Genomic DNA, 12,868 nt, shown 5'->3' with positions numbered 1-12,868 from the left:
CGGGTGTACAGGGTGTGGAGGAGCCCCACTGCGTCGTCCTACGTCTCGGGTGTCTCGGTCACGTACGTCGGGTTGCGGTGCGGCGCACGTCACACAGACGAGGCGCCGGGCCACCATAACGGACCCTAGACGACCGGATGAAATACCCGCGATGGGGAGAGCTCCCCATCGACAGCCGCGCCGACGGCGACGGACAGGGGTCAGGCGGCGCGGTCGGCGAGCGCCTGCGCGAACGCCTCGAGGGCGTCCCGCACGGGCCCGGCGGGCACCGCGCGGAGCTCGTCGACGGCGTCCTGCGCCCACGCCAGCGCCTGGGCCCGCGTGCGCTCGACGACGGGGTGGGCGCGCAGCGCGGCGACGGCCTCGGCCAGGACGTCGTCGTCGGCGAGGTCGCCGTCGAGCAGCGCGAGGAGCGCCCGGTCCGCGTCGGTGGCCTCCGCCGACGCGACGAGCTCGCGCAGCAGGAGCACGGGCATGGTGGGGACGTGCTCGCGGAGGTCCGTGCCCGGCGTCTTCCCGGACTGGGACCCGTCGGACACGATGTCGAGCACGTCGTCGGCGAGCTGGAACGCGACGCCGGCCTTCTCGCCGAACCCGGCCACGGCGTCGACGACGGCGTCCGGGCAGCCCGCGAACAGCGCGCCGAACTGCGCCGACGTCGCGAGCAGCGACGCGGTCTTGTCGGACAGGACCTGCAGGTAGTGGGCGACGGGCTCGTCGCCGGCCCGCGGCCCCACGGTCTCGTGCAGCTGGCCCAGGCACAGGCGCTCGAACGTGCTCGACTGGAGCAGGACCGCCTCGGGCCCGAGCTGCGAGACGAGCCCGGACGCCCGGGCGAACAGCAGGTCGCCCGTGAGGATCGCGACCGAGTTCCCCCAGACCTGGTGGGCGGCGGTCGTGCCGCGCCGCACGGACGCGGAGTCCATGACGTCGTCGTGGTAGAGGGACGCGAGGTGCGTGAGCTCGACCACCGCCGCGGCGGTCAGCACCTCGTCGCGCGCGCCGTCGCCGAGCTCCGCGGTGAGCAGCGTGAGGTAGGGGCGCAGGCGCTTGCCGCCCGCGGCGAGCAGGTGGCGGGAGGTCTCGTCGACCAGCGGGTCCTCGTTGGCGACGGCGGCCGACAGCCGCTCCTCGACGAGCTCCATGCGCGCGGCCAGCCGGCCGCCGAGCGCGTCGTCGACGACGGGGATGACGGCGGTCACGGGGCCCGCGGGTGTGGAGGTCACGGGCACGACGATAGTGGGCCGACGCGTCCGGTGGCGCCTCGACGCACCCTTCGTGGGGCGCGTCACGCCGCGGGGACGAGCCGCGCGGCTGCCGCCACGGCCCGGTCCACCCAGTCGCCGCCGTGCGGGTCGTAGCAGTCGGAGAACAGGCGCAGCACCACGTCCATGACGGCGCGGCGGGGCAGGCCGTGCCGCACTGCGAGCCGCTGCAGCGCTGGCTGCTCGATCAGCCGGGTGAAGTAGCGGCCGAGCGTGTAGAACCCGCCGAGCTCGGCCCGCACGCGGGCGTCGTAGCCGGTCAGGAGCCGTTCCCGCTCCGCCGCGGACGGCGCGGCGAGCGCGCGCGCGACGACGTCGCCCGCGATCCGCCCGGCCTGCAGCCCGAACCCGATCCCCTCGCCGTTGAACGGGCTGACCATGCCCGCGGCGTCGCCGACGAGCAGCGCGCCGCGCGTCGCGAGGGGCGTCCGGTTGAGGCCCATCGGCAGGGCCGCGCCCCGCACCGGCGCGACCCGGTGCTCGGCGCCGACCCCCCAGTCCGCCGGGAGCCCCGCGAGCCACCGGTCGAGCGTGCGGCGGTGGTCGGCGTCGGCAGCGGACTGGCGGGCGGGGGTGGAGTGGACGGCGCCGAGGCCGACGTTGACGGTCCCGTCGGCCAGCGGAAACAGCCAGCCGTACCCCGACAGCGGCGCGGACGTGCGCGGCGCGCCCTCCCACAGCTCGACGTGCGACTCCATCCAGCGCTCGGTTCCGCCGTCGCCGGCGCCGCCCGGGGTGCCCCACGGCGACGACGCCGGCGGCCTCGCGTACGTCCGCACGGCCACGCCGATCGGGCGGTCCTCGCGGCGCTCCACGCCGAGCGCCACCGCGAAGCGCGAGGAGACGCCGTCGGCCGCGACCACGACGGGCGCCCGGTACGTCACCGGCTCGCCGGTGGCCCGCCCGCGCTCGTCCGCGGCGCGCGCGACGACGCCGACGACGCGGCCCGAGCGCGGGTCGAGCGCGGGCCCGACGACGTGCGTCCGCTCGAGCAGCGTCGCGCCGGCGCGCTGGGCGTGGCGCGCGAGGGCCTCGTCGAGCTCCGCCCGCGCGAGCGCGAGCCCGTAGGACGGGAAGCCTGGGACGTCGGGCCAGCGCAGCTCGTGCGCCCGGCCGTCGGCGACGAGCCGCAGGCCCGCGTTGCGCACCGCGCGCGGGAGGCTCACGCCGAGCCGCTCCAGCTCGCCGACCGCGCGCGGCGTCAGGCCGTCGCCGCACACCTTGTCGCGCGGGAACTGCGCCCGCTCGAGCAGCAGGACGTCGAGGCCCGCCGCCGCGCACCAGGCGGCCGTCGCCGAGCCCGCGGGGCCCGCGCCGACGACGATCACGTCGGCAGCGTCGGACTCCACAGCCCCAGGCCCTCCGCGGCTCACTCCGGTCGCGTCCCGCGGTGCAGCGCGACGACGCCGCCCGTGAGGTTGAGGTAGGCGACCTTGCCCCAGCCGGCGCGGAGCATGAGCTTCGCGAGCCCGACCTGGTCGGGCCAGGCCTCGATCGACTCGGCGAGGTAGTCGTAGGAGCCGCCCTCGCGCGTGATCGCGCCCGCGACCTTGGGCAGCGCCTTCACGAGGTACTCGGAGTAGGCCTTGCGGAACGGCGGCCACGTCGGCGTCGAGAACTCGCACACGACGATCCGCCCGCCCGGCCGGACGACGCGCAGCATCTCGCGCAGCGCGCCCTCGGTCTGGGTGACGTTCCGCAGGCCGAACGAGATCGTCACGGCGTCGAAGCTCGCGTCGGCGAACGGGAGCGCGGTCGCGTCGCCCGCGACGAACGGCAGGTCCGGGCTGCGCTTCTTGCCGACCTGCAGCATCCCGACCGAGAAGTCGCACGGGACGACCTGGATCCCCTGGTTCGCGTACGGCTCGCTCGACGTGCCCGTGCCCGCCGCGAGGTCGAGGACGCGCTCGCCCGGGCGTGCGTCGACCGCCCGCACCGTCGCCTTGCGCCACCGGCGGTCCTGGCCCACGGACAGCACGTCGTTCGTCAGGTCGTAGCGGCCCGCGATCGAGTCGAACATCGACGCGACGGCGTCCGGGTCCTTGTCGAGGCTGGCGCGAGGCATGCGGCCAGCCTACTGGTGCCCGCACGCGGCCCTCGGGTGTGCGGCACCTCACGCGCCGCCCGCCGCCGCTCGCGCCGCCCAGGACCCGGCCCGCGCCTACCCTGGAAGCGATGAGTACCCTCCCGGCCGGGAGCCGCGCCCCGCGCGACGTGCCCGGCGCAGCCCCCGCGCCGCTCGTCGTCCGTACCGCCGAGCTCGACCTCACCGACACCTCCCGGCCCGCCGACGACCCCGTGTCGCGCGTCCTCGCCGCACTGGCGTCCGACGACGACGGCGCCCTCCTCGACCTCCTGCCCGACGCCGCCACCCCCCTCGCCTGGGTGCGCCGCGGCGAGGGCGTCGTCGGGTGGGGCGAGGCGCTGCGGTTCACGACCTCGGGCCCCGACCGGTTCCGCGACGCCGAGGACCTGTGCCGGCGCACGCTCGCGAGCGCCGTCGTGCGCGACGAGCTCCAGCTTCCCGGGACCGGGCCCATCGCATTCGGGTCGTTCGCGTTCGGGCCCGAGGCCGGACCTGCCTCCGGCACGACCCGCAGCGTCGTGATCGTGCCGCGCGTCGTCGTCGGGCGCCGCGGCGGCCGCGCCTGGGTCACGACGATCGACCCCGCGGGCTCGATCGGCCCGGCACCGTCGGCCGAGCTCCTCGACCCCGCCGCCCGCACGGCCGTCGTCTCCCCCGGCGAGGTGCGCTACGCGCCCGGCGGGCGCGACCCGCGGGCCTGGGTGGACGTCGTCGGGCAGGGGGTGGCGCGGATCCGCGCGGGCGAGCTCGACAAGGTGGTGCTCGCGCGGGACGTGGTCGCGACGACCGAGCGGCCCCTGGACCCGCGGCACCTGCTGGGTCGGCTCGCGCGCGGGTACCGGGGCGCGTGGACGTTCAGCGTCGGCGGGATGGTCGGCGCGACGCCCGAGCTGCTGGCCCGCGCCGAGAAGGGGCTCGTGACCTCCCGCGTGCTCGCGGGCACCGTGCGGCGCACCGGCAACGACGACGCCGACCTGGCCCGCGCCGCGCACCTCGCCCACTCCTCCAAGGACCTCGAGGAGCACGAGTACGCGGTCCGCTCCGTGGCGCGTGCGCTCGAGCCGTACTGCTCGTCGATGAACGTGCCCGAGTCGCCGTTCGTGCTCGACCTGCCCAACGTCCTGCACCTCGCGACCGACGTGACGGGCGTCCTGCACGATCACGCGTCGAGCCTCGAGATCGCTGCGGCCCTGCACCCCACGGCGGCGGTCTGCGGCACCCCGACCGACGACGCCGCCGCGCTGATCGCCGAGATCGAGGGCATGGAGCGTGGCCGGTACGCCGGCCCGGTGGGCTGGTTCGGCGCCGACGGCGACGGCGAGTGGGGCATCGCCCTGCGGTCCGCGGAGCTCGGCACCGCGTCCGGCGACGACGAGTCCTCCGACGAGGCCGCCCACCGGATCCGCCTGTTCGCGGGCTGCGGCATCGTCGCCGCGTCGGACCCCGAAGCCGAGCTGCGCGAGTCCGACGCGAAGCTCGAGCCCCTGCGGTTCGCCCTCGCCGACTGACGCCCCCACCCCCACCCCTCCGCGCGAAGTAGACGAGCGGCCCGTCCACTTCGTGGTGGGGGCATGAGGACGCCCGCACGGTGAGGGGAGCACCGTGCGGGCGTCAGGTCGCGCGCGCCCGGGGGAAGGGCGCTGCGCGACGGCCCCGCCGGGCGGAGGGGGGTTCGCGCCGGCGGGACGTCTGAGGGGCTGCGTCAGCCCTGTCCGCCGAAGAAGTCGCCGAACGGGTTGTCGTTCGAGCCGGAGCCGTCCTGACCGGAGCCCGAGCCGGACCCGTCCTGGCCGCTCTGGCCGCTCTGGCCGCTCTGGCCGCTCTGGTCACCCGAGCCGCTCGAGCCGCTCGACGACGCCGTCTCCTGCTTGACCGCGAGGGTCACGTCGACGTCCTTGGACTTCCCGTCGCGGACGAGCGTCAGCTTCACGACGTCGCCGGCCGCGTGCGCCCGGACGAAGCCCGTGAGGGACTCGGCACCCGGCGAGGCCACGCCGTCGATCGCGACGATGACGTCGCCGGACTTGAGCCCGGCCTTGTCGGCGGGCGAGCCGCTCGTGACGTCGTTCACCTTCGCGCCCTGGCGGGTGACGCCGTCGGCGGTGGCCGTGGCGTCGGTGAGGGTGACGCCGAGGAACGCGTGGTCCGCGGTGCCGTCCTTGATCAGCTGGGACGAGATGTTCTTCGCGAGGTTGACCGGGATCGCGAAGCCGAGGCCGATCGAGCCGGACTCGCTGTCACCGCCGACGCTGTTCTGGGAGAGCGTCGCGATCGACGACGTGATGCCGATGACCTGGCCCTGCGCGTTGAACAGCGGGCCGCCCGAGTTCCCGGGGTTGATCGCCGCGTCGATCTGGATCGCGTTCGTCACGACGGCGTCGCTCGAGCCGCTGCCCGACGAGTCGCTCGACGACGTCGAGACGGGCCGGTTGAGCGCGGACACGATGCCGGTGGTCGCGGTGTTCGCGAGGCCGAGCGGGTTGCCCACGGCCATCACGGCCTCGCCGCTCGTCACCTTGGACGAGTCGCCGAGGGTCGCCGGCGTGAGGTCGGACGGCGCGTCCTGGAGCTTGACGACCGCGAGGTCCGTCGACGAGTCGGTGCCCACGATCTTCGCCTTGAAGATGCGGCCGTCCGCGAGCGTCACCTGGACGGTGTCGTTCTGGGCGCCCGAGACCACGTGGTTGTTGGTCAGCACGTGGCCGTCCTTGTCGAGGATCACGCCCGAGCCCTCGGCCTCGCCGTTGCTGAGCGTCACCGAGATCGACACGACGGACTTCGAGACGGTCGACGTCACGGCCTCCCAGTCGGGGTTCTGCGACGTCGAGCCCGAGACGGGCACGGTCGAGTCGCCCCGGGACTGGCTCCCGATGGACGCGATGCCCGAGGGGGTCGAGTTGTCGTCGAGCGCGTTCACCGCGACGGCCGTGCCGCCCGCGGCGAGGACCGCGGCGACGATCGCTGCGACGGCGACCGGCACCCAGGTGCGGGACCGCGTCGACGTCTTGGCCGGGTTCTCGTTGCCCGACGGCGGCTGCGGGGGAAGCCCGAACGCGGCGCCCGCGTACGGGTCCTGCGGGGCCTGGGCGGGCTGCGGCGGCTGTCCGTACGCGTGATGCTGCGGCTGCTGGCCGTACTGGCCCTGCGGCTGCTGGCCGTACTGGCCCTGCTGCTGCTGGCCGTACTGGCCCTGCTGCTGCTGACCCTGCGCGGCCGCCTGGCCGTACTGCGGCTGCTGCGGGTGCTGGCTCCCCGGCTGCTGCGGCGCCGGCTGCTGCTGCTGCTGGGGCGCGTAGGCGCCGTAGCGGGGCTGCGCGCTCGGCTGCTGCTGCACGGCCGGCTGCTGCGGGTGGCCGCCCTGCGCTGCCGGGGCCGCGGGCTGCGCCGGGGGCTGCGGCGCCGGCGGGACCAGGCGCGGGAGCTGCTGCGTGGGGTGCTCCTGCCCGGGCTGCGGCTGCGGCGCCGGCTGCTGGGCGGCGGGCAGCTCGGTGGTCGGCTGCTCCGGTGCGGGCTGCTCGGGCGTCGGCTGCTGTGCCTGGGCGTCCTGCGGCACGTCGGGACCGTTCTGGTTCTCGTCGTTCGTCGGCTGGCTCATGTCCCCTACTTCACACGATGGCTCTGGAACCGGACTGGAACGAACCTGGGAGTTCGCTTCGAGAACGGCGTGTTCCTGGATTCTCACCCAGCGACCGGACGGCTGCACGGACGGCGTCCTGCACGCGCCGGGCCAGCGCGTCGCCGGAGGCCGGGGCCCTGCCCGACCGGTCGACCTGCACCTCGACCACCCGGAGCCCCCGGGCCGCGTCGGCCAGCGCCGCGTCGAGCTCGCCGGCGCCGTGCCCGCTCGCCGCGTCCACCCGGACGTGCGACGCCCCGTAGGCGCGTGCCAGGAGCCCGAGGTCGATCGCGTGCGGGGTCGAGAACACCCGCTCGAACGTCGACCGCGCGGTCCGGTCCGTGGCGGCCAGCGCGCCAGGCTCGAGGGTCGAGAAGATCGACCCGCCGCCGTCGTTCGCGACGACGACCTGGAGATCGACGTCGTCGCCGGCGAGGTGGAGGCCGCCGACGTCGTGCAGGAACGTCAGGTCGCCGAGGTACGCACGAGTCGCGGCCCGGCCCACCCCGCCGTCGAGCCGACGCGCCGCGAGCGCGACTCCGACGGCGGTCGAGACGCTGCCGTCGATGCCTGCCAGGCCGCGGTTGGCGACCACGTGCGGGGGCTCGTCCCACGCGGCGACGAGGTCGAGGTCCCGGACCGGGCTGCTCGCGCCGACGACGAGCACGTCGTCCGGGCCGCTCGCGCGGGCCACCGCGTCGGCGAGGACGAGAGGGTCGAGCGCGGCGCCGTCGGCGGCGCGGAGCTCGTCGAGCGCCTCGCGCAGGGTCCGCCGGACGGCGCCGTCGGCCGCGCACCACCGTGCGGTCCAGGCGACGGCCCGGTCGTCGGAGGTGTCGGCCCGCTCGAGCCAGGGACCGGGGACACCCGGCAGGACGTGCGCCGCGGCGCGCGCGGCGTCCGGCCAGGGACCGGAGCCCCGCGCGACGACGACGACCTCGACCGGCTCCCCCGCCGGCGCGAGCGCGCCGGCGAGCAGTCGCTGCACGGGACGCGAGAGCGTCGGGTTGCCGAGCACGACGACCCGACGCACCTCCGGGCCGAGGACACCCAGCACCAGCCGGTGCGCGGCGACCGCCTGCGGCCCGCCCCACGCGCCCGACGACGGCTCCGCGAGCAGCGGCCAGCCCCGCGCCTCCGCGAGGCGTCGGGCGAGCGGCCCCGCGCCGTCGCCGGCGACGACCACGGTCTCGGCCACGGGCGCCGCGAGCGCGTCCGGCAGCGCGGCCACGTCCGCCTCCGACGGCGCCACGACCACCGACGGCGACGTGCCGTTCGCCGATGGTGACGTGCCGTTCGCCGACGGTGACGTGCGGTTCGCCGACGGCGACGTCGGGACCAGGGGCTCGCGATAGGCGAGGTCGAGGTGGACCGGACCCGCATGCCCGGACCGGGTCCCGCGGGCCGCGGCGACCGCGCGCGCCGCGAGGTGGTCGACGTCGCGCAGCTCGCTGGCGAGCCCGGACGGCGCCGGCACGTCGACGGTGAGCCGGGTCGCGCCGGCGAAGATCCCGACCTGGTCGGTCGTCTGGTTGGCGCGCGTCCCTCGGAGCTCGTGCGGGCGGTCCGCCGTGAGGACCAGCAGCGGCACGCCCGCGTGGTGGGCCTCGAGCACCGCGGGGTGCAGGTTCGCGACCGCGGTGCCCGACGTCGTCACGACCGCCGCGGGGACCGGCTCACCCCCGCCGAGCGCACTCCCGCGGGCGAGCCCGAGCGCGAGGAAGCCCGCGTCACGCTCGTCGACGCGGACGTGCAGGTGGAGCGCACCGGCGTCGGCGAGGTCGCTCGCCGCGTACGCGAGGGGGGCGCTGCGCGAGCCGGGGGCGACGACGACGTCCCGCACGCCCAGCGCGACGAGGGCCTCGAGCAGGCGCCGGGCCGCCGTGATGGCGGGCGGGTCGCCGGGCACGGCGTCCTCAGGATTCACGTCTCGAGGCTATCGGCTCGCGGGCGCTGCTCCACCCGGCGGCGCCCCGCCGGACGCCGCAACGAGCCGCCAGAATCCGTTGCCCGGAACGCTGCGAAGCATCAGATCCGGGAGGTTCGAGGACGGCGCCGGGCAAGGATCCGCGAGCTGACCCACCTCGGCGGGACACCGACGAGCCCGACGACGCACGCACAGCGTTTCCTACCGAAGAGCACGAGATCGAGGTCGCGTGCGTCGTCGCGCGGTGGCTGCTCGAACCTCGCTCGACCGGTGCGGCGGGATCTCCCGGCCGAGATCACCGGGGACCGCGTACGCGAACCGCTGACAGCTGGCGCCCCATCGACGGCAGGCCGATGGTTCCGGGGTGCGCCTCGGGGTCGAGCATGCTCAGCCCTCCACCGTGGTGCTCGACCACCGCTCCCCCGCCAGCGCCCGCACCCGGGCGAGCCGGTCGAGCCAGGCGGCGCGGACGCCGTCGGGCGGGGTCATGGCGGTGAGGCGCTCGACGTCGGGCTCGGGGCGGTGCCCGGGGCCGCCCGGGACGCGGATCGCCCCGCCGACCGGCAGGAGCGACGGCGCGACGTCGCGCTCGAACAGCTGGGCGGTGGCGAGCCCGCACGCGTAGGGCAGCTCGGGGAGCGCGGCGGCGAGCGCGAGACCGGCGGCCAGTCCGACGGACGACTCGAGCGCCGACGACACCACGACCGGCAGGCCGACCTGCTCGGCGAGGTCGAGGCACGCCCGCACGCCCCCGAGGGGCTGGACCTTGAGCACGACGACGTCCGCGGCGTCCGCGCGCACGACGGCGAACGGGTCCTCGGCCCGCCGGATCGACTCGTCGGCGGCGACGGGCACGGCGACGACGCGTCGGACGGCGGCGAGCTCGGGGACGGTCGCGCACGGCTGCTCGACGTACTCGAGCCCGCCCGCGGCGCGGTCGAGCAGCGGCAGCCGTCGGACGGCCTCGTCGACCGACCACCCCCCGTTGGCGTCGACGCGGATGCGCCCGCCGGGCCCGAGCGCGTCGCGCACGGCCTCGAGGCGCGCGATCTCCACCTCGATTGCCTCGGGCGCGCCGCGCGAGCCGTCGGGCTGCCGCGGCCGCTCGGCGACCTTGACCTTCGCGGTGCGGCACCCGCCCGACGCGAGGACGATCTCTCGCGCGCGCGCCGGCCCGACGGCGGGGACGGTGACGTTGACCGGGATCGCGGCGCGGCGCGGCGCGGGCCACCCGACGGTGGCGGCCTCCTCGGCCGCGCGCCACCAGGCGAGGGACTCGGCGTCGTCGTAGTCCCAGAACGGGGAGAACTCGGCCCAGCCGGCCGGTCCGCGGACGAGGAGCCCGTCGCGGACGTCGAGCCCGCGGAACCGCGTGCGCAGCGGCGTCGACCACACGACGACGGGCTCGTCGCCCGCCCCGGACGCGCTCACCACTCGCCCCGTTGGTGGCGCTCGGTCCGCTCGACGACCTCCTGCGTGAGGTGGAGCGCGACGGGACGCACCGGCCGGCCCTCGGACAGGGCGGTGAGCGCGGCGCCGTCGACGATCGCGACGATGAGCTGGGGCGAGAGGTCGAGGCCGAGCTTCGCGAGGAGGGCGGTGACGGCGTCGTCGAGCCCGTTGCGCGTCTCCGCGTACGCGCGCCCGAGCGCTGCGGACCGGCCCGCCGCGACGAGGTGCTCGTAGAACCCCCGGACGGCGACCTCGTCGCCGTCGGGCCCGATCGCGTCGACGATCCGCTCGGCCTTGCCGGCGGCGGTGGTCGGCACGTCCTCGCGCTCCACGACCTCGCGGGTGTGCTCCGTCCACCGCTCCACGATGAGGCGCCCGGCCGTCTCCACGAGCTCGTCGAGACCGGAGAAGTAGTAGGTGGTCGCGGCGAGCGGGACGTCGGCCCGCGCGGCGACCGTCCGGTGGGTCACGCCCGCGGGGCCCTCGGACAGGATCAGCTCGGCCGCGGCGCGCACGATGGCGTCGCGACGCTGGGCTCCACGGCTCTGCCGCCGGGGTGCCTGGGGCTTGCGGGTCGCGCGGGCCCCGGCCACCCGGGGCGTCTGGCGGGCGGGCTGGGCGGGTCGCGCGGGCTGGCGCGCCGGCCTGTTCGGGTCGGCTTCCGTCATACGTGTCCTCTCCCCTGCGAGTCCGGCCGGGCCTCCGCGACGACGCGCGCCGCGGCCCGGCCTCCGGCACCGTGACAGTCTCCCCGAAGACGGCGGCGGGCGACAGGCTCCGTCCGGCCCTCGGTACGTCCTGGGGCCGCACCCCCGACATCGGAAGTGGTACCAACGTACTACTACCGATCGGACCGGCGGCTCGCCTCACTAGCATGGTCGGCGTGACCGACGACGCCGCCCCCTCCCCCTCACGACCGGCCAGCCTCCCGCAGAAGGTGTCCGAGACGTTCGACCCCCGCCGGTGGCGCACCGTCGCCGGGTTCGAGGACCTCACGGACATCACGTACCACCGCGGCGTCGAGCGGGGGGTCACCGCCGACGGGACGGCGACGGCCCGCGACCTGCCCGTCGTCCGGATCGCGTTCGACCGGCCCGAGGTCCGCAACGCGTTCCGCCCGCACACCGTCGACGAGCTCTACCGCGTCCTCGACCACGCCCGCATGACGTCCGACGTCGGGACCGTGCTCCTCACGGGCAACGGGCCGTCGCCCAAGGACGGCGGGTGGGCTTTCTGCTCGGGCGGCGACCAGCGCATCCGCGGGCGCTCCGGCTACCAGTACACGACGTCGGTCGAGAACCCTGCCGGCGACGGCTCGATGCTCGGAGAGACTGCGGACGCCGTCGACCCTGCGCGCGCCGGCCGCCTGCACATCCTCGAGGTGCAGCGTCTGATCCGCACCATGCCCAAGGTGGTGATCGCCGTCGTGAACGGGTGGGCCGCGGGGGGCGGGCACTCGCTGCACGTCGTCGCGGACCTGTCGATCGCGAGCCGCGAGCACGCGCGGTTCAAGCAGACGGACGCGAACGTCGGCTCGTTCGACGGCGGCTACGGCTCTGCGTACCTGGCCCGGCAGGTCGGGCAGAAGCGGGCGCGCGAGATCTTCTTCCTCGCCCGCGAGTACTCCGCGCAGGACGCGTACGAGTGGGGGGCCGTGAACGAGGTCGCCGACCACGCGGACCTCGAGGACCTCGCGCTCGAGTACGCGCGCACCATCGCGACCAAGTCCCCCCAGGCGATCCGCATGCTGAAGTTCGCCTTCAACCTCGCCGACGACGGCCTCATGGGCCAGCAGGTCTTCGCCGGCGAGGCGACCCGGCTGGCCTACGCGACGGACGAGGCAGTCGAGGGGCGCGACGCGTTCCTCGAGCGCCGCGACCCCGACTGGTCACGGTTCCCGTACGCGTTCTGAGGGCTCCTGGCGCGCCTGTGAGCTCGAGGGCGGCTCGTCGAGCCGCCACGATCCGTTGCCTGACGCCTCCACGGACAACGGATCGTGGCGGTTCGGTGCAGTTTCACTCCGTGACGAAGAGGGCCGCGCCGCCGTAGTGTCCGCTCAGGACCGACCCGAGCTTGCGCTGGACGACCCGCAGAGCACGGATCGTCTCGGCGTCGTCGCGGCCGGTGGTCGTCTGCCACTCCGTCCCCGAGCCGTAGAGGTCCGACGCGAACACGATCTCGGTCGACACGAGAACGCGCGCCCAGTCGCGGGAGCTCAGGGGCGCGTCCTCGCGCAGAGCGTCCTCAAAAACGTCACACTCGCGCAGCATGGACGACGCATCCGCGAACCCCATGGCACGCGCGAGATCGTCGCTGGCACGTGCGGGGCCGCCCCATTCGCCGAGCGCGCGCCTCAGCAGCTCGACCTCCGCGGGATCGAGCAGACTGCTGGGACGGCGGAGATCGGTGCTCGCGCGGGGTCGCTCTTCCACGCGATCACGGTGTCATGTCGAAGAAGTAGCTCTCGACGGCACGCCGGAGGTCGTCGATGTCCTCACCGATCCGCAGTCGGGCTTCTGGGG

The 12,868-nt window shown here is 75.7% G+C and carries 10 protein-coding genes; 2 read left to right on the top strand and 8 right to left on the bottom strand.

Annotated elements, in window-relative coordinates:
- Positions 1-200 precede the first annotated feature (200 nt).
- The 3 genes from ACLQ14_RS12490 to ACLQ14_RS12480 form a co-directional block, all read right to left on the bottom strand.
- The gene (locus tag ACLQ14_RS12490) at positions 201-1,145 is read right to left on the bottom strand and encodes a polyprenyl synthetase family protein (RefSeq protein WP_425813971.1); all 945 of its coding nucleotides are present in this window, start codon (positions 1,143-1,145) and stop codon (positions 201-203) included.
- Positions 1,146-1,288: 143 nt separating this feature from the next.
- The gene (locus ACLQ14_RS12485; RefSeq protein ID WP_425813429.1) at positions 1,289-2,614 is read right to left on the bottom strand and encodes a geranylgeranyl reductase family protein; all 1,326 of its coding nucleotides are present in this window, start codon (positions 2,612-2,614) and stop codon (positions 1,289-1,291) included.
- A gap of 20 nt (positions 2,615-2,634) precedes the next feature.
- Positions 2,635-3,330 (bottom strand): demethylmenaquinone methyltransferase, encoded by a 696-nt coding sequence (locus ACLQ14_RS12480; RefSeq protein ID WP_425813427.1) that lies wholly within the window; start codon positions 3,328-3,330, stop codon positions 2,635-2,637.
- 110 nt (positions 3,331-3,440) lie between these two features.
- Here ACLQ14_RS12480 and ACLQ14_RS12475 point away from each other — a divergent pair, with 110 nt between their 5' ends.
- Positions 3,441-4,859 carry an isochorismate synthase gene (locus ACLQ14_RS12475; RefSeq protein ID WP_425813425.1) on the top strand — a complete coding sequence of 473 codons (1,419 nt, stop codon included), beginning with the start codon at positions 3,441-3,443 and terminating at the stop codon, positions 4,857-4,859.
- A 194-nt stretch (positions 4,860-5,053) separates the two neighbouring features.
- On the opposite strand, the gene ACLQ14_RS12470 is transcribed toward ACLQ14_RS12475, so the two are convergent.
- From ACLQ14_RS12470 to ACLQ14_RS12455, 4 genes are all read right to left on the bottom strand, one after another.
- Positions 5,054-6,946, bottom strand: coding sequence for a S1C family serine protease (locus tag ACLQ14_RS12470; RefSeq protein ID WP_425813423.1), 1,893 nt, complete (start codon positions 6,944-6,946; stop codon positions 5,054-5,056).
- A 10-nt stretch (positions 6,947-6,956) separates the two neighbouring features.
- The gene (gene menD / locus ACLQ14_RS12465; protein WP_425813421.1) at positions 6,957-8,894 is read right to left on the bottom strand and encodes a 2-succinyl-5-enolpyruvyl-6-hydroxy-3-cyclohexene-1-carboxylic-acid synthase; all 1,938 of its coding nucleotides are present in this window, start codon (positions 8,892-8,894) and stop codon (positions 6,957-6,959) included.
- Between the two features lie 387 nt (positions 8,895-9,281).
- Complete coding sequence (locus tag ACLQ14_RS12460) at positions 9,282-10,325, bottom strand: o-succinylbenzoate synthase (protein WP_425813419.1); 1,044 nt, start codon at positions 10,323-10,325, stop codon at positions 9,282-9,284.
- Positions 10,322-11,014 carry a TetR/AcrR family transcriptional regulator gene (locus ACLQ14_RS12455; RefSeq protein ID WP_425813417.1) on the bottom strand — a complete coding sequence of 231 codons (693 nt, stop codon included), beginning with the start codon at positions 11,012-11,014 and terminating at the stop codon, positions 10,322-10,324. The genes ACLQ14_RS12460 and ACLQ14_RS12455 overlap by 4 nt, the downstream gene beginning before the upstream one ends.
- 215 nt (positions 11,015-11,229) lie before the next feature.
- Between ACLQ14_RS12455 and ACLQ14_RS12450 the strand changes: the two genes are divergently transcribed.
- On the top strand, positions 11,230-12,258 hold the full coding sequence (locus ACLQ14_RS12450) for a 1,4-dihydroxy-2-naphthoyl-CoA synthase (protein WP_425813415.1): 1,029 nt from the start codon (positions 11,230-11,232) through the stop codon (positions 12,256-12,258).
- A gap of 103 nt (positions 12,259-12,361) precedes the next feature.
- On the opposite strand, the gene ACLQ14_RS12445 is transcribed toward ACLQ14_RS12450, so the two are convergent.
- Positions 12,362-12,778, bottom strand: a complete 417-nt coding sequence (locus tag ACLQ14_RS12445; RefSeq protein WP_425813413.1) for a hypothetical protein — start codon at positions 12,776-12,778, stop codon at positions 12,362-12,364.
- Positions 12,779-12,868: the final 90 nt, after the last annotated feature.

The organism is Luteimicrobium sp. DT211 (genome assembly GCF_049844995.1).
In the GTDB taxonomy this organism is placed as follows: domain Bacteria; phylum Actinomycetota; class Actinomycetes; order Actinomycetales; family Cellulomonadaceae; genus Luteimicrobium.
The sequence above is the reverse complement of the archived record's forward strand: the minus strand, read 5'-3'. Positions and strand labels throughout refer to the sequence as shown.